At 73.9% G+C, this 16,017-nt stretch carries 14 protein-coding genes; 10 read left to right on the top strand and 4 right to left on the bottom strand.

Annotated elements, in window-relative coordinates:
• The first annotated feature begins 70 nt into the window (after nt 1-70).
• Nucleotides 71-2,041, top strand: coding sequence for a hypothetical protein (locus ABFY03_RS24105; RefSeq protein ID WP_346170818.1), 1,971 nt, complete (start codon nt 71-73; stop codon nt 2,039-2,041).
• Nucleotides 2,038-3,207 carry an aminotransferase class V-fold PLP-dependent enzyme gene (locus tag ABFY03_RS24100; RefSeq protein ID WP_346170817.1) on the top strand — a complete coding sequence of 390 codons (1,170 nt, stop codon included), beginning with the start codon at nt 2,038-2,040 and terminating at the stop codon, nt 3,205-3,207. The genes ABFY03_RS24105 and ABFY03_RS24100 overlap by 4 nt, the downstream gene beginning before the upstream one ends.
• Here the strand turns inward: ABFY03_RS24100 and mptB are convergent.
• Both mptB and ABFY03_RS24090 read right to left on the bottom strand, forming a co-directional pair.
• Entirely contained in the window at nt 3,170-4,579 is a 1,410-nt protein-coding gene (gene mptB, locus ABFY03_RS24095) for a polyprenol phosphomannose-dependent alpha 1,6 mannosyltransferase MptB (RefSeq protein ID WP_319012315.1), read from the bottom strand. The two genes, ABFY03_RS24100 and mptB, sit on opposite strands and share 38 nt — an antisense overlap.
• A 46-nt stretch (nt 4,580-4,625) precedes the next feature.
• Nucleotides 4,626-5,081 (bottom strand): hypothetical protein, encoded by a 456-nt coding sequence (locus ABFY03_RS24090; protein ID WP_319012314.1) that lies wholly within the window; start codon nt 5,079-5,081, stop codon nt 4,626-4,628.
• A gap of 121 nt (nt 5,082-5,202) precedes the next feature.
• On the opposite strand from ABFY03_RS24090, the gene ABFY03_RS24085 reads away from it, so the two are divergent.
• The 6 genes from ABFY03_RS24085 to ABFY03_RS24060 all read left to right on the top strand — a co-directional run bounded on the left by ABFY03_RS24085 (nt 5,203) and on the right by ABFY03_RS24060 (nt 11,578).
• Nucleotides 5,203-6,414, top strand: coding sequence for a pyridoxal phosphate-dependent aminotransferase (locus ABFY03_RS24085; protein ID WP_319012313.1), 1,212 nt, complete (start codon nt 5,203-5,205; stop codon nt 6,412-6,414).
• Between the two features lie 86 nt (nt 6,415-6,500).
• Nucleotides 6,501-6,890, top strand: coding sequence for an SCO4983 family protein (locus tag ABFY03_RS24080; protein ID WP_319012312.1), 390 nt, complete (start codon nt 6,501-6,503; stop codon nt 6,888-6,890).
• Between the two features lie 132 nt (nt 6,891-7,022).
• Nucleotides 7,023-8,147, top strand: a complete 1,125-nt coding sequence (locus ABFY03_RS24075; protein WP_346170816.1) for a hypothetical protein — start codon at nt 7,023-7,025, stop codon at nt 8,145-8,147.
• On the top strand, nt 8,144-9,400 hold the full coding sequence (locus ABFY03_RS24070) for a toxic anion resistance protein (protein WP_319012310.1): 1,257 nt from the start codon (nt 8,144-8,146) through the stop codon (nt 9,398-9,400). The genes ABFY03_RS24075 and ABFY03_RS24070 overlap by 4 nt, the downstream gene beginning before the upstream one ends.
• On the top strand, nt 9,397-11,001 hold the full coding sequence (locus ABFY03_RS24065; RefSeq protein ID WP_346170815.1) for a substrate-binding and vWA domain-containing protein: 1,605 nt from the start codon (nt 9,397-9,399) through the stop codon (nt 10,999-11,001). The genes ABFY03_RS24070 and ABFY03_RS24065 overlap by 4 nt, the downstream gene beginning before the upstream one ends.
• Complete coding sequence (locus ABFY03_RS24060) at nt 10,988-11,578, top strand: hypothetical protein (RefSeq protein WP_346170814.1); 591 nt, start codon at nt 10,988-10,990, stop codon at nt 11,576-11,578. Before ABFY03_RS24065 ends, ABFY03_RS24060 begins: the two co-directional genes overlap by 14 nt.
• Before the next feature lie 128 nt (nt 11,579-11,706).
• Here the strand turns inward: ABFY03_RS24060 and ABFY03_RS24055 are convergent, their stop codons facing one another.
• On the bottom strand, nt 11,707-13,524 hold the full coding sequence (locus ABFY03_RS24055; RefSeq protein WP_319012307.1) for a phosphoenolpyruvate carboxykinase (GTP): 1,818 nt from the start codon (nt 13,522-13,524) through the stop codon (nt 11,707-11,709).
• Nucleotides 13,525-13,721: 197 nt separating this feature from the next.
• Here ABFY03_RS24055 and trhA point away from each other — a divergent pair, with 197 nt between their 5' ends.
• Nucleotides 13,722-14,420 carry a PAQR family membrane homeostasis protein TrhA gene (gene trhA, locus ABFY03_RS24050; RefSeq protein ID WP_346170813.1) on the top strand — a complete coding sequence of 233 codons (699 nt, stop codon included), beginning with the start codon at nt 13,722-13,724 and terminating at the stop codon, nt 14,418-14,420.
• A gap of 17 nt (nt 14,421-14,437) precedes the next feature.
• A complete protein-coding gene (locus tag ABFY03_RS24045; RefSeq protein WP_319012305.1) occupies nt 14,438-15,034 on the top strand; it encodes a TetR/AcrR family transcriptional regulator in 597 nt (198 codons plus the stop codon).
• Here ABFY03_RS24045 and ABFY03_RS24040 read toward each other — a convergent pair.
• Entirely contained in the window at nt 15,000-16,016 is a 1,017-nt protein-coding gene (locus ABFY03_RS24040) for a glycoside hydrolase family 26 protein (RefSeq protein WP_346170812.1), read from the bottom strand. The genes ABFY03_RS24045 and ABFY03_RS24040 overlap by 35 nt on opposite strands.
• Nucleotide 16,017: the final 1 nt, after the last annotated feature.

Raw genomic sequence — 16,017 nt, 5'->3', positions numbered from 1 at the left:
CCATTGCAAGGCTTCGTGAGGGTTGCTAGCGTGCCGCGCGCCGACCCCGCCCACTCTCCGGGAGAACCCGATGACGCGTTCCCGTACGGCCCTGGCCTCCGCCGTGGCGCTGCTGGCCGCCCTCGCCCCGCTCACCACGGTCCCGGCCGCCGCCGGCACCCCGGCCCCCGCCGCCCCCGCGGTGCTCACCGTCACCGACCCCGGCTTCGAACAGGGCGGGAGCGGCTGGGAGTTCACCTCCGGCACGGGGACCGCCGTCAACTACCCGCACGCCGGCTCCCGGCTCGCGTACCTCGACGCGGGCGCGGGCCGGAAGGTCTCCCAGACGGTGACCGCCACCGGCCGGGGCGCGTACGTGGTCTCCGCCTGGATCGCCACCGGCGGGCCGGGCGCCCGGTACGTGCTCCGCGTCAACGGCTCCCCCGCCGCAGCCCTGGACCTCCCCGCCACGGCCGGCTACCGCCGCCACACGCTCGGTCCGGTCGCCCTCGACCCCGGAGACCGGCTGGAGATCGCGTTCGAGTCCGGCGAGGGGTGGGTCAACGCCGACGACGTGATGGTCTCCCCCGCCGCGGCCGCGCCCCGGGTCACCTCCAGCGACCCGGAGGCGGCCGCGATGTTCGCCTGGGCCGCGGCCAAGGCGAACAGCTGGGTCCACCTCCCCGGCACCGAGGGCCCGCTGAACGCCGACGAGCGGCAGACCGGCGGCACCGGCACCGGCGTCTACGCGCCCTCCTACTGGGCCGGCTACGCCAACCGCAGCGGCTACTACTCCCGCGACATGGCCCACCAGCTGTCCGGCGCCGCCACCCTCGGCCTGCACGCCGAGAACAGGGCGATGCTCCGCGCGTTCGCCGCCTCCGCCACCGCCGAGCACGCCTACTACCCGGTGTGGGCGCTCAACTTCGACAACCGCACCTATCTGTCCATCGACTACCGCCGCCCCGACCTCTTCGTCCGCGAGGTCCCCGCCGTCTTCGAGCTGGTCCAGAAGGCCGAGGAGGCGTACCGCTGGACCGGCGACCGGAGCTATCTCGACGACCCGGCGCTGTGGGAGTTCTACCGGCACGCCACCGAGGAGTTCGTCGCCCTGCACGACGGGCGGAAGGACAACGGCGACCGGGTGAAGGTCGCCGAGGGCACCGGCAGGGGCATCTTCCAGGGCGTGGCCAGCTACAACGAGCAGAGCGACGAGCCGCTCGCCGAGGCCGGCGACGCCATCGGCTCCCAGTACCAGGCGTACCGGGCGATGTCCTCCCTCGCCCGCGCCAAGGGCGACGGCGCCCTCGCCGCCGACTTCGCCCGCCGCGCCCGCGACCTCAAGCGGTACTTCAACTCCGAGTGGAGCGGCACCGGCTGGGGCGCCGACATGGTCCGCGGCTACACCACCGACGGGCAGCCGCTGACCGGCTGGGGCAAGGAGAACAGCTGGTTCATGCCGATGAAGGGGATCGTCGACCCGGGCGCCCGGCGCGAGGCGTACCTCGACCACATCGAGGCGGAGACGGCGGGCGCGGGCCGCCCCGACAACATCGAGGCCCTCACCTACCTCCCCGACACCTTCCTCGCCAACGGACGCCCGGACACCGCCTGGGCGTGGATGCGGCACATCTACGCCCAGAGGGACGTCCAGCACGTCAACAGCCGCCAGGGCACCAACGGCGACTACCCGGAGGTGTCCTTCACCCTGGTCGGCCAGACCGTGCAGGGCCTGATGGGCGTTCTGCCCGACGCCCCCGCCCGCGCGCTCGTCACCCGGTCGCGGCTGCCCTCGGGCATGGAGTGGCTGGCCGTCGAGGACCTGCGGATCGGCGACTCCGTCTTCGCCCTCCGGCACGACGGCGACCTCCGCTCCACCCTCTCCCACACGGCGGGCACCGCCCCGTACACCTGGGAGGCCCGCTTCCCCGGCGCCGGACGCACGGTCACGGTGGACGGCACCGCCCACCCGGCCACGACGGAGGTCGTCGACGGGACGGCGTACACGGTGGTCCGGGTCAAGGTCGCCCCCGGCCGCACGGTCACGGCCGAGGCCCGATGAACGCGGAGGACGCGACGCGCCCGGAGGGTACGGGCTGCGGGACCTTCCCCGGCGGCGCGGAGCTCTTCCGGCTCGACACCCGGGTGGCCCACCTCAACCACGGTTCCTTCGGCGCGGTCCCGGTCCCGGTGTCCCGGGCGCAGCGGCGGCTCGCCGCCGAGGCCGCCGCCGATCCGGACGCGTTCTTCCTCGGCGCCCCGGACCGGCTGGCCGCCGCCCGGACCAGGATCGCCGCCCGCCTCGGCGCCGACCCGCGGTCCCTGGCCCTCGTCACCAACGCCACCGAGGCCGCGCACCTCGCCCTGGCAGCGCTGCGGCTCGCCCCGGACGACGAGGTTCTGGTCACCGACCACGGCTACGGCACGGTCGTCGCGGCCGCCGCCCGCCGGGCCCGGACCGTCACCGTCCGGCTCGACCCGGCGCTGCCCGACGAGGAGGCGGTCGGGAAAACGGTCCTCGCCGCGCTGACGCCCCGCACGAAGGTGGCGCTGCTCGACCAGATCAGCTCGCCGACGGCCCGGATCGTCGCGGGACCCGGCTTGCTCGCCGAGCTGGCGGCGCGCGGGGTGACGACGGTCGTGGACGGGGCGCACGCGCCCGGGATGCTGGCCGACCCGCTCGCCGGACGGCCCGACGTGTGGTTCGGCAACCTCCACAAATGGGCGTACGCGCCGCCGGGCAGCGCCGTCCTCGCGGTCGCCCCCGCGCTGCGGGACCGGGTGCCCGCGCCGGTGCCGTCCTGGGAGGACCACCGGGGCTACCCCCGCTCGGTCGAGTACCGGGCGACCGCCGACTACACGGGCCCGCTCGCCGCGCCGGAGGGCCTCGACCTGCTCGCGGAGCTCGGCGCCGGAGCCGTGCGGGAGCACAACAGCGCCCTCGCGGCGTACGGCGCGGAGCTGCTGGCCGGTCTGCCGGGGGTGAGGCCGCTGCCGTCCGACGCGCGGCTCGCGATGCGCTCGCTGCGGCTGCCGGAACGGTTCGCCCGGACCCGTCCCGAGGCGGACGCGCTGCGCGAGGAGATCATGGCCCGGCTCGGCTGCCGGGTGCTGGTCTGGCCCTGGGAGGGCGGCGGCGGGATCCGGATCAGCGGGCAGGTCTACAACCGTCCGGCCGAGTACGAGCGCCTCACGCGCGGAGTGCGGTCCCTGCTGGACGGTCGCTGAGGCCGTCGGCCGCGGCGGGCCACCGGTCGCGCCGGAGCCACACCACGCCGAGCGCGAGGACGAGACCGGCGGCGGCGAAGCCGTACCAGGGGGTGTGGCCGGCGGGCTGGGTCTCGTACACGAGGGCCGCCGAGACCACGGCGAGGAGCTGCCCGGCGCGGCTGTGCCAGGCGACGGCCGCGACGGCGGCCGTGCCCCACAGCAGGTACCAGGGCTGCACCATCGGCGAGAGCGCGACCAGGACCACCAGGGAGTGGCCGAGCCCGAGGACCGGGTCGAGCCGCCCCCGCCAGGCCCGCCACGCGAGGACCAGGATGAGCACGGCGGCGGCGAGCAGGCCGAGCTTCTGCACCACGGCCTTGACCGGCTCGGGGTCGTCCGCGACCAGCGTGCCCAGGGCCAGGCCGAGGTCGCTGGTGAGGGAGAGCGGGGTGTGGATGGCCCCGGCGACGGACTGCGTCCGCAGCCAGCCGAAGCCGGTCCCGGCGAGCAGGCTCGCCCCCGCGGCCACCGCCCCGGCGACGGCCGGCGGAAGGACCAGACCCTTCAGGAGTCCGTCCCGGCGGGCGACGATCACGGCGACGAAGAGGAGCGCGACGGCAGCCGGCGACTTCACCATCACGGCGCAGCCGACGAGCACGCTGCCCAGGACCCACCGCCCGCGCACGGCGAGCAGCACCCCGCCGAGCATCAGCCCGGCCATCAGCCCGTCGTTGTGCGTCCCGCCGACGACATGGACGAGCAGCAGCGGGTTGAGGACGGCGAGCCAGAGCGCCCCGTCGCCCTTCCCGAAGCCGCGCACCGCCCAGACGAGCAGCGCGACCGCCGCGACGGCGACCAGCCGCAGCAGCAGCACGGCGGGCACCACGGCCCCGCCGGTCAGCTTCACGACGGCCTCGGCGAGCAGCAGGAAGACCGGCCCGTACGGGGCGGGGGTGTCGGTCCAGTTCCCGCCGACGCTCGCCGCCGCGTCGGCCCCGAGCTCCCCGGGGCCGAGCACCGAAGGGCCGGCGCCGTAGACGTCGTGCCCCTCCAGGACCATCGCGCCCTGGGCGATGTAGCTGTACACGTCGGCGCTGTGCAGCGGCGGGGCGAGCAGCAGCGGCGCGCCCCATGCGGCGAGGGTGCCGAGCGCGCCTCCGGCGGCGCCGCGCGCGAGCAGCACGCCGTACCGCCACCAGGCGGCGACGAGCACGGTCAGTCCGAGGGCGGCGAGCACGGCCCCGGCGGTCTCGGTCGCGGAGGCGCGCGGCGCCCACAAGGGCCCGCCGCCGATCACGGGCAGCGCCCCCGCCGCGTAGCCGCCGACGGCCACGGCGAGCGCGCCGCCCGCCCCGAGCCACCGGCATCCGGAACCACTCACCACCCACATGGGCAGCAAACCTACCCCGGGCGCCGGGGCGGCCCGGGGCCCGGTGTCAGCGCGGGCCCTTCCCGTTGCCGCGGCCGCGCCCGGGCCTGGCCGTCGCGGTTCCGTCGGAGGGAGCGGGGGCGGCGGACTGGTCGTCGGCCTCCGGCGACGCCGTGGTGGTGGAGGCGGAGGAGGCGGCCGAGGTCGGCGTGGGCGTGCCGGAGGAGCCGGCCGTCGGAGCGGAGGACGGGCCGGGGGCGGCCGGGCGGCTCGCGCCGCTGCTCGGGGCGGGCGGTGTCGTGCCGTCCGCCGCCGGGTCCGCCCGGATCAGCGAGGGCAGGCCGCCGCCGTCGGTGCCCCGCTCGGCCGGCCGCTTCGCCCCGCCGCCGGTGAGCGCCACGGCGGCGAGTCCCACCACCGCGGCACCGCCGGCGGCGAGCAGCCACACCGCCCCGCGTCCGCGCCGGGCGGAGGCGTGCCGGCGGCGCCGGGGCATGGGTCTCTCGGGGTCCTCGAAGCTCATGGCCCGCATTGTAGGGATCACGACAGAACGCCCCGGGTGCCCGTCCCCGGGGCCGCGCGCTTCGTCCCGACGTGTCCGAGAACACGAGGCGTCCGGCCCTCCCCCGCCGTAAGCTCTCGTCATGCAGGTGATCCAGTCGACGAAGCTCGCCAACGTCTGTTACGAAATCCGCGGCCCGGTGCTCGAAGAGGCGATGCGGCTCGAAGCCGCGGGTCATCGCATCCTCAAGCTCAACACCGGCAATCCGGCCGCCTTCGGCTTCGAGTGCCCGCCCGCGATCCTGGAGGACGTCCTCCGGAACCTCTCCGAGGCGCACGGCTACGGCGACGCGAAGGGCCTGCTGTCCGCCCGCCGGGCGGTGATGAGCCACTACGAGACCAAGGGCATCCACCTCTCCGTCGAGGACATCTACCTCGGCAACGGCGTCTCCGAGCTCATCCAGATGGCGATGCAGGCGCTGCTCGACGACGGCGACGAGGTCCTCGTCCCGGCCCCCGACTATCCGCTGTGGACGGCCTCGGTCTCCCTCGCGGGCGGTACGGCGGTGCACTACCGCTGCGACGAGCAGTCGGACTGGATGCCGGACCTGGCCGACATCGAGCGGAAGATCACCGACCGCACCAAGGCGATCGTGATCATCAACCCGAACAACCCGACCGGGGCCGTCTACGACGACGAGATGCTCCGCTCGCTCACCGAGATCGCCCGCCGGCACGGTCTGGTCGTCTGCTCGGACGAGATCTACGACAAGATCCTCTACGACGGCGCCACCCACACGCCGACCGCAGCGATCGCCCCGGACCTGCTCTGCCTCACCTTCAACGGGATGAGCAAGAACTACCGGGTGGCCGGCTTCCGCTCCGGCTGGCTCGCGGTCTGCGGCCCGAAGCACCACGCCTCCTCGTACATCGAGGGGCTGACGATCCTCGCCAACATGCGCCTGTGCGCCAACATGCCGGCCCAGCACGCGGTGGCCGCCGCGCTCCAGGGGCGGCAGTCGATCGAGGACCTGGTCCTGCCGGGCGGCCGGCTCCTGGAGCAGCGGAACACGGCGTACGAGCTGCTGACCTCGATCCCGGGCGTGACCTGCGTGAAGCCGAAGGGCGCGCTGTACCTGTTCCCGCGCCTGGACCCGAACGTCTACAAGGTCAAGGACGACCGGCAGATGGTCCTGGACCTGCTGCGGGCCGAGAAGATCATGGTGGTGCACGGGACGGGCTTCAACTGGCACGAGCCCGACCACTTCCGGATCGTGACGCTGCCGTCGGTCGCGGACCTCACGGACGCGGTGACGCGGATCGGGCGCTTCCTGGACGGCTACAGCCAGCCCTGAGGCCCCCCATCCGGACCCGACACAACTTTAGACAGGATCTAAACTAGCCGCTAGGATGGTCCCCGAGCAGTCAGGAGGCCGTCCCCATGTACGAACCGATCCGCACCAAGTCGGTCCACACGACGGGCGGCGACCCCGGCACGTATCCGCACCGCTCCCGCGAGGAGGAGCTGGACATCCAGCTCGCCGGCCACCTCGCCGCCCTGCTCGCCGTGACCGACGAGCTCGGCGACCGCGAGGGCGGCGAGCTGATCGCCCGGCAGGTGGCCCGCCTCCGCGGCGCGCCCCCCGCCCGCCACGCGGGACTGAGCGGCGCCTCCCCCGAGGCGCTGCACCGCAAGGCGCACGCGCTCGCGGGCCGCGCCCTGGTCGTCGCCGCCTCCCGCGCGGACACCGCCGCCGCGATCCTCGCGGCCGAGCGGATGGACGCGCACACCGCGGCGCTGGCCGGGGATCCCCTGGTCGCCGCCCCCTGACGGCCCCGGGCCGCGCGGCACGAACCGCGCGGCCCGGGAGCCACCCATCCCGCCGCCCTTCCGGCGGGTTCCCCTCCGGTTCACTACCGGGATCGTCACTTCACCGCCCGTCCACCCAACTCCCCCTGGAATGTGGGTTTCCGCGAGCACTCTGCCCGCGTGAGACGCATTCTCGGAATCGTCCTGGCCGTCCTGCTCCTCGGCGGCGTGGCCGCCGTCCTCGTGACGGGCGGCGATCAGGACAAGGGCACGGCAACGAAGACCGTGCGAGGAGTCATCGGCTCGGAGAAGAGCGAGTTCTTCGCCGACCCCGACGTCGTGAAGGCCCTGGCCGCCCGGGGCCTGACCGTGCGGACCGAGACCTCCGGGTCCTGGGACATGGAGCAACTCCCCCTGGAGGGATACGACTTCGCGTTCCCGTCCTCGAAGGGACCGGCCGACGAGCTGCGCGCCAAGGCCGCCGACAAGGCCGCCGCCGCGCCGCTGCGCCCCTTCTACTCGCCGCTGGTGGTGGTCGCCCACAGCAACGCCGCCCGGGTGCTCGCCGACAACGGCCTGGCCACCCTCACCGCCCGCGGCACCCGCGGCATCCTGAAGATGGACGCCTACCTGGCCGCCGCCCGCGCCGACCGCAGCTGGCAGCAGCTCAAGGGCGCCGACAGGCACGCCGAGCTGAGCGGGACGCTCTTCATCACCTCCACCGACCCGGTGGCCTCCAACTCCGGCGCGCTCTACCTCGCCGCCGCGAGCTACGTCGCCGACGGCGGCCGGGTCGCCGACGGCAAGGAGGCCGTCGGCCGCACCGCCCCGCTGCTGCGCAAGCTCACCCAGGCGCAGGGCGCCCAGCAGACGGGCTCCGACGCCCCCTTCCGGGACTTCGTGAGCGGCGTCGGCAACCCGCTGGTCCTCGTCTACGAGTCCCAGGTCGCCTCCCAGCTCCTCGCCGGCCGGCCCATGGGCGACCTCGTCGTCCTCTACCCGGACACCACGGTCAACAGCGACCACACCCTCGTCCCGCTCACCGGGGACGGCAAGGAGCTGGGCCGGCTGCTCTCCGAGGACCCGGAGCTGCGCCGCCTCGCCGTCCGGCACGGCTTCCGGCCGCAGGGCGCCGCGCCCGAGTTCACCGAGGCCACCGGGAAGCACGGCGAATACCTCAACCAGACACTCACCGGGGTCCGCCAGGCGCCCGTGCCCACCGGAGCGGTGCTGCGCGACATGGCACGGCGGGCCCGCGACCAGGGGGGCACCGCATGACCGAGCACACCGACCCGCGCGCCGGCGGGCAGCCCCGGAACCCGTACGCCGGGGCACCGGAGTCCACCTTCGTCCTCACTCCGCCCGAGCACGACACCCCGCTCGTCCTCACCCCGCCCGCGCCCGCCCCCGCCGTCCGCGCCGAACAGGCCGCGGGACTGGTGCCGCTGGACGACACCGTCCGCACGGAGATGTCCCGCCGGGCCGAGGAGTACGTCGGCTCGCTCGCCGGACTCGACCCGCGCTCCCCGGAGTTCGCCGGCCGCATCGGCGAGATCGCCGCGCTCGGCTCCGGCGAGATGCGGGCCGCCGCCCAGCAGTCGAACCGGATGCTGGACCGCACCGTCCGCTCGCTCGGCCAGGGCGGCGGCGACGCCTCCGCCCGCGTCGGCTCCTCGCTCGTCGAACTCCGGCGCACCGTCGAGGACCTGGGCCCCCGGGACACCCCGGGCAAGGGCCTCAAGGGCCTCCTGTCGAAGCTGCCCGGCGGCAACCGCTTCCGCGACCACGTCGCCGCGTACGCCTCCTCCCAGGCCACCCTCCAGCGGATCGTCGGCGCGCTCCGCGGCGGCCAGGACGAACTCCGCCGCGACAACGCCGCGCTGCAGACCGAGCGGGCCCGGCTCTGGGAGACCATGGGCAAGCTGCAGGAGTTCGCCGTCCTCACCGAGGCCCTCGACGCGGCCGTCGAACAGCGGATCGCCGGCACCCACGACCCCGCCGAGGCGGACGCGCTCCGCGCCGACGTCCTCTTCCCGGTCCGCCAGAAGCACCAGGACCTGCTCACCCAACTCGCCGTCTGCGCCCAGGGATACCTCGCCATGGACGTGGTCCGGCGGAACAACGACGAGCTGATCAAGGGCGTCGACCGGGCCGCGACGACGACCCTGTCGGCACTGCGGATCGCGGTCATGCTCGCCTCCGCCCTGGAGAACCAGCGCAAGGTCACCGAACAGGTGAACGCCCTGCGCTCGACCACCGAGGACCTCATCCGCGGCAACGCCGAGATGCTCTCCACCCAGGCCGGCGAGATCCAGCGGATCGCCGCCGACCCGGCCGTCGGCGCCGAGACCCTGCGCACCGCCTTCCAGCAGATCTACCGGACGCTCGACGCCATCGACACGTACAAGGTCCAGGCGACCGAGGCGATGGCGGCCACCGTCTCCTCCCTCACGGACGAACTGCGCGAAGCCGGCGCCCACCTGGACCGCAGCCGCCGCACCGGCGCACTGGAAGGCGGCACCCCGGCATGAGACCCCGCACCCGCACGGCCCGGCTGCTCGCCGCCCTCGCGCTCGGCCTCGCCCTCACCACCACCGCCGCGTCCTGCTCGACCCCGGACGACTCGACCGGCGGCCAGGGCTCGGGCCGCCCGAAGGGCGACCTGACCGCGCCCGCCGCCCCCGGCACCCTCCGAGTCCTCGCCTCCTCCGAACTCGCCGACATGGCACCGGTCCTGGAGGACGCCCGCAAGGCCACCGGCGTCACCGTCCGCACCACCTACGCGGGCACCCTCGACGCGGTCGAGCAGATCGCCTCCGGCCGTGCCGAGAAGGAGTACGACGCCGTCTGGCTCTCCTCCAACGACTACCTCAGGCTCCGCCCCGACACCGCCGGCCGGATCACCAACGAGACACCCGTGATGACGTCCCCGGTGGCGGTCGGCGTCCGCCCCGAGGTCGTCACCCGGCTCGGCTGGAACCCGAGGAAGGTCACCTGGTCGCAGCTCCACCAGGCGGTCGCCGCGGGCAGGCTGACGTACGGCATGACCGACCCGAAGCGCTCCAACTCCGGCTTCTCCGCGCTCGTCTCGGTCGCCTCCGGCCTCTCCGGCGCCCAGTCCGCGCTCAGCGAGCGGGACGTCGAGAAGGCGACGCCGAAGCTCCGCGAGTTCTTCACCGGCCAGAAGCTCACCTCGGGCTCCTCCGGCTGGCTCGCCACCGCCTACGGCCGCCGCACCGACATCGACGCGCTCGTCAACTACGAGTCCGTGCTGCTCTCCTCGCCCGGCCCGCTCACCGTGATCCGCCCCTCCGACGGCGTGGTCACCGCCGACTACCCGCTCACCCTGCTCACCGCCGCCCCCGCCGGGGCGAAGGAGTCCGCCCAGCGGCTCACCACGTACCTCCGCACCCCGGAGGCACAGCGACGCATCACCGAGACCACCCTGCGCCGGCCGGTCGTCGCCGGCGTGGCCCCGGCGCCCCGGCTCGACCGGGACCTGCGCCGGGAACTGCCCTTCCCCGGCAGCCGGTCCGTCGCCGACGGCCTGCTCGACGCGTACGACAACACCCTCCGCAGGCCCTCCCGCACCGTCTACGTCCTGGACACCTCCGGGTCGATGGCGGGCGAGCGGCTGACCCGGCTGAAGGAGGCGCTCGCCGAGCTGACCGGGGACTTCCGGGACCGCGAGGAGGTCACCCTGATGCCGTTCGGCAGCTCCGTGAAGACGGGCGAGGTGCGGACGTACACGGTGGACCCGAAGGACCCGGCGCGGGCCAGGGACGCGATCCGCGCCGACGCCGGGCGGCTCACCGCCTCCGGCGGCACCGCGGTCTACTCCAGCCTCACCGAGGCGTACCGCGGCCTGGGCGCCGCACCCCGCGACACCTTCACCTCGGTGGTGCTCATGACGGACGGGGAGAACACCGACGGGATGGCGGCCGACGCGTTCGACGCCTTCTTCCGCGGCCTGCCCGCCGAGCAGCAGCGCACCCCCGTCTTCCCGATCCTGTTCGGCGACTCCGACCGGGCCGAGCTGGAGCACATCGCCGAGCTGACCGGCGGCCGGCTCTTCGAGGCGGCGCAGGGCTCCCTCGACGGCGCCTTCGAGGAGATCCGTGGCTACCAGTGACAAGTGGGTGCTCTACCTGGAGTCCCGCAAGAACCTCACCGGCTGCGTCTGCGGCCTGGCCGGCCTCGGCATCGGCCTGACCGGCGCGGCCGGCGGCCTCTGGCCGCTGGTGGTGCTCGGCCTGTACGCGGCGGGGGCGCTGATCGCCCCGCCGGAGCGGCCCGGCGCCCCGGACTTCCCGAGCGCGGACGAGCAGCTGGAGTCGCTGCGCGCGGACCACGCCACCCTGCGGGAGTACCTGGCGGAGGTGGAGCTGCCGGAAGCGGCGCGGGCGCGGATCGACGAGCTGGACGCGCTGTTCGAGGCGCTGCTCGAACCGGGCTGGGTCAGCGACCCGGACCACCTCCACGTGCTGGCCCGCGCGGTGCGGCAGGACGTGCCGGAGGCGGTCGACGCCTTCGTACGGACCCGCTGGTGGTCCCGGGTGACGCCGGGCTCGGAGCCGCCCGAGCGGCATCTGGAACGCCAGCTGGCCGCGCTGCGCGAGGAGGCGGCCGGAATCGCGGCGGCCCTCCAGGAGGCCGAGGAGCTGCGCCAGCGGGCGCACACCCGCTATCTGGAGGACCGGGGAGCCTGAGGAGATGCGCCGGCCCCGGAGCCTGAGGGGGCTCCGGGGCCGGATGCGTCGTGGTGAACCGTCGTGACCCCACTGGTCAGGGCGGTAGTTCGGGGCAGCCCACCACGAGTCTCGATACTGCTACGGGATCAGCCCAGGCGCTCGACCAGCGCGCGGTACTCGTCCCACAGCTCCTTCGGCGTGTGGCTGCCGAAGGTCTCCAGGTGCGCGGGGACCAGGGCGGCCTCCTCGCGCCAGACGTCCTTGTCGACGGTGAGCAGGAAGTCCAGGTCCTCCTCGGCCAGGTCCAGGCCGTCGGTGTCCAGGGCCTCCCGGGTCGGCAGGACGCCGATCGGGGTCTCGACGCCCTCGGCCTTGCCGTCGAGGCGCTCGACGATCCACTTCAGGACGCGGCTGTTCTCGCCGAAGCCGGGCCACACGAACTGGCCGGCGTCGTTCTTGCGGAACCAGTTCACGTAGTAGATCTTCGGCAGCTTCGCGGCGTCCGCGGTCGCGCCGACCTCGACCCAGTGGGCCATGTAGTCGCCCATGTTGTAGCCGCAGAACGGCAGCATGGCGAAGGGGTCGCGGCGCAGCTCGCCGACCTTGCCCTCGGCGGCGGCGGTCTTCTCGGAGGCCACGTTGGCGCCGAGGAAGACGCCGTGGTTCCAGTCGAAGGACTCGGTGACCAGCGGGACGGCGGAGGCGCGGCGGCCGCCGAAGAGGATCGCCGAGATCGGGACGCCCTGGGGGTCCTCCCACTCGGGGGCGATCGTCGGGCACTGGCCGGCCGGGACGGTGAAGCGGGCGTTCGGGTGGGCGGCCGGCGTCTCGGACTCCGGCGTCCAGTCGTTGCCCTTCCAGTCCGTGAGGTGCGCGGGCGCCTCCTCGGTCATGCCCTCCCACCACACGTCGCCGTCGTCGGTGAGCGCGACGTTCGTGAAGACGGAGTTGCCCCACAGGGTCTTCATGGCGTTGGCGTTGGTGTGCTCGCCGGTGCCGGGCGCGACGCCGAAGAAGCCGGCCTCGGGGTTGATCGCGTAGAGGCGGCCGTCCTCGCCGAAGCGCATCCAGGCGATGTCGTCGCCGATGGTCTCCACGGTCCAGCCGGGGATCGTCGGCTCCAGCATGGCGAGGTTGGTCTTGCCGCAGGCGGACGGGAAGGCGGCGGCCACGTACTTCGCCTCGCCCTGCGGCGGGGTCAGCTTCAGGATGAGCATGTGCTCGGCGAGCCAGCCCTCGTCACGGGCCATGACGGAGGCGATGCGCAGGGCGTAGCACTTCTTGCCGAGGAGCGCGTTGCCGCCGTAGCCGGAGCCGTACGACCAGATCTCGCGGGTCTCCGGGAAGTGCGAGATGTACTTGGTGGAGTTGCACGGCCACGGCACGTCCTCCTGGCCCTCCGCGAGGGGGGCGCCGAGGGTGTGGACGGCCTTGACGAAGAAGCCGTCGGTGCCGAGCTCGTCGAGGACGGCCTGGCCCATGCGGGTCATGGTGCGCATGGAGACCGCGACGTACGCGGAGTCGGTGATCTCGACGCCGATGGCGGAGAGCGGGGAGCCGACCGGGCCCATGCAGAAGGGGACCACGTACATGGTCCGGCCCTTCATCGACCCGCGGAAGATGCCCTCGGAGCCCGCGAAGAGCTCCTTCATCTCGGCCGGGGCCTTCCAGTGGTTGGTCGGGCCGGCGTCCTCCTCCTTCTCGGAACAGATGAAGGTGCGGTCCTCGACGCGGGCGACGTCGGTCGGGTCGGAGGCGGCGTAGTACGAGTTCGGGCGCTTCACCGGGTCGAGCTTCGTGAACGTGCCCTTGGCGACGAGCTCCTCGCAGAGGCGCTGGTACTCGGCCTCGGAGCCGTCGCACCAGACGATGCTGTCCGGCTGGGTGATCTCGGCGATCTCGTTCACCCAGGAGACGAGCTCCTGGTGCTGGGTGGGAAGGGGAGCCGCGTTGTCGCGCGCCACGATTGCTCCTTGTCGAGGGGTGTTTTCGCTGTATGCCCCGTGGGGGCTGCGACCCGGATGCGTCGTAGCTGCTCATCCGGTGCCGACCGCACTCATTTGATCATCCGATGGAAACGCCCATATGTCCAGGGGGGTGCACACGTGAGCATCGCCACTCATATCCGCGACCTACGGGCGCGTAGGTACGATTCCGTGTCATGACTGCAGCCACACCGGAAGTGACACCGGTCGAGCCCGACCCGATCGCCCCGACCCCGTCGCTCCCGCTGAAGCCACGGCTCAGAGGGTGGCTGCACGCGGGCATGTTTCCGGCCGTGATCGTCGCGGGCCTGGTCCTGGTCGCGCTCTCCGACTCCCCGCGCGCCCGCATCGCCTGCGGGATCTACGTGCTGACCGCCTGCCTGCTCTTCGGCGTCAGCGCGCTCTACCACCGGGGGAACTGGGGCCCGCGCGGCGAGGCGATCCTGCGCCGCCTCGACCACGCCAACATCTTCCTGATCATCGCGGGCACCTACACCCCGCTCACCCTGCTGCTGCTCCCGGACTCCACCGCGAAGCCGCTCATGTGGGCGGTCTGGGCCGCCGCGGCCGCCGGCATCGCCTTCCGCGTCTTCTGGGTCGGCGCCCCCCGCTGGCTCTACACCCCCTGCTACATCGCGATGGGCTGGGCCGCCGTCTTCTTCCTCCCCGACTTCATGCGGACGGGTGGCATCGCCGTGCTCGTCCTGGTGATCGTCGGCGGTCTCCTCTACAGCGCCGGCGGCATCATCTACGGCATCAAGCGCCCGAACCCGTCGCCCCGCTGGTTCGGTTTCCACGAGGTGTTCCACTCCCTCACGCTCGCCGCCTTCATCGTCCACTACGTCGGCATCTCCCTGGTCGCCTACCAGGCCTGACCAGGCAGAATGGACCCATGTCCACGGGCCTGAGGGAACGGAAGAAGGAGCGGACCCGCGCGGCGATCCGCCGGGCCGCGCGGTCGATCGCCGCCTCCCACGGCTGGGAGGCGGCCACCGTCGAGCGCATCGCCGCCGAGGCGGAGGTCTCTCCCTCCACCGTCGTCCGCTACTTCCCCGTCCGCGAGGACATCGTCCTCACCGACGACGCCGACGACCGCCTCGAAGCCCTGCTGCGCGCCCGCCCCGCCGGCGAGGACCCCCTCGAATCGCTCCGCGCGGTCCTCACCGAGGCCGTCGGCACCGCCCTGGAGGCCGACCCGGAGGAGATCCGGCTCCGCGCCCGGCTGATGGCCGGCACCCCCGCCGTCCGCGCCCGGCTCACCGAGACCACCGCGGAGACCGGCCGCCGGCTCGCCCGCGCCCTCGCCGACCGCACCGGCCGCGCCCCCGACGACCTGGAGGTACGGGTCTTCACCGCGGCCGTCCTCGGCGCGCTCCGCGAAGCCACCCTCTACTGGGCCGAGCGCGGCCTCACCGAGGACCTGATGGCCCTGATGCACCGCACGGTCGACACCCTCAAGGCCGGGCCGGCGCTCCCAGCGCGCCCCTGAGCACCGCGGCCGACCGCGGGTTGTCCGCGCACCCCCACACCCCGTGCGGGCAGTAGTCGGTCACCGTCTGGTAGACGGGACGGTAGGCGGCGAACCAGTCGAGCATCCCCCGCACGTACGCCGGGTTGTCCCCGTTCCGGAAGAGCCCCCACTCCGGGTACGAGACGGGCTTGCCGTGCGCCCTCGCGAAGGCCACGTGGTGCGCGAGCCCGTACTCCTCGCTCACCTGCTCCTCGAAGGAGACCCCCTCGGGCTGGTCGTAGGCGTCCATCCCGATGATGTCGACGACGTCGTCGCCCGGGTAGCACTCCGGCCACGGCACCGCGTCCCGCCCCCGGCTCGGCGTGAAGTCGAAGCGGAACCGCTGCCCCGCCACCCCGCGCAGCGCGGCGACCGCCGACCGCCAGTACGCCTTCCAGGCCGCCGGGTCCGGCCCGCAGCGGTGCCCGTAGGTGGTGCCGTTCATCTCCCAGCCGAGGACCAGGATCGCGTCGCCGAGCCCGTGCTCCACCAGCCGCTCGCCGAGGGTCCTGAAGTGCCCGTCGAAGGCGCCGGCCGCGCCGCGCCGCAGCCCCGCCCGGACCTCCGCGTCGGTCAGCCCGGCCTCGTTGCGGTCCATCATCGGCACGTTCAGCACGAACAGCCGCCCCGGCCGCTCCGCCTTCCACCGCGCCCACGGCGCGAAGAGCGCCGGATGCCCCTCGATGTTGGACCAGCGGTCGCCCGGCAGATAGGTGTGCCCGACCCGCAGCTCGGTGCCGCCCAGCCAGCTCTCCGCCCCGGAGATGCGCCGCACCCCCTCCGCGTCGGAGCCGGTGAAGAAGCCGGACGGCACCCGCGGCAGCGGTACGGGATCGGGCGCGGCCCCCGTCCCGGTGTGCCGCTCGCCGGGCGCGAGCCGCCCGGGCACCAGCAGCAGCGCGAGAACGGCCGCGAGCAGCACCAGGAGTGCGGCCCACGGCCGGACGGAGGAACGGCTCACC

Source organism: Streptomyces roseofulvus, from assembly GCF_039534915.1.
Classification (GTDB): Bacteria; Actinomycetota; Actinomycetes; order Streptomycetales; family Streptomycetaceae; genus Streptomyces; species Streptomyces roseofulvus.
The sequence above is the reverse complement of the archived record's forward strand: the minus strand, read 5'-3'. Positions and strand labels throughout refer to the sequence as shown.

Coding starts and splice junctions, on each gene's coding strand:
- trhA (WP_346170813.1), top strand. CDS start 13,722: ATGACTGCAGCCACACCGGAAGTGACACCGGTCGAGCCCGACCCGATC.
- ABFY03_RS24080 (WP_319012312.1), top strand. CDS start 6,501: ATGTACGAACCGATCCGCACCAAGTCGGTCCACACGACGGGCGGCGAC.
- ABFY03_RS24065 (WP_346170815.1), top strand. CDS start 9,397: ATGAGACCCCGCACCCGCACGGCCCGGCTGCTCGCCGCCCTCGCGCTC.
- ABFY03_RS24085 (WP_319012313.1), top strand. CDS start 5,203: ATGCAGGTGATCCAGTCGACGAAGCTCGCCAACGTCTGTTACGAAATC.
- ABFY03_RS24090 (WP_319012314.1), bottom strand. CDS start 5,081: ATGAGCTTCGAGGACCCCGAGAGACCCATGCCCCGGCGCCGCCGGCAC.
- mptB (WP_319012315.1), bottom strand. CDS start 4,579: ATGTGGGTGGTGAGTGGTTCCGGATGCCGGTGGCTCGGGGCGGGCGGC.
- ABFY03_RS24100 (WP_346170817.1), top strand. CDS start 2,038: ATGAACGCGGAGGACGCGACGCGCCCGGAGGGTACGGGCTGCGGGACC.
- ABFY03_RS24045 (WP_319012305.1), top strand. CDS start 14,438: ATGTCCACGGGCCTGAGGGAACGGAAGAAGGAGCGGACCCGCGCGGCG.
- ABFY03_RS24070 (WP_319012310.1), top strand. CDS start 8,144: ATGACCGAGCACACCGACCCGCGCGCCGGCGGGCAGCCCCGGAACCCG.
- ABFY03_RS24105 (WP_346170818.1), top strand. CDS start 71: ATGACGCGTTCCCGTACGGCCCTGGCCTCCGCCGTGGCGCTGCTGGCC.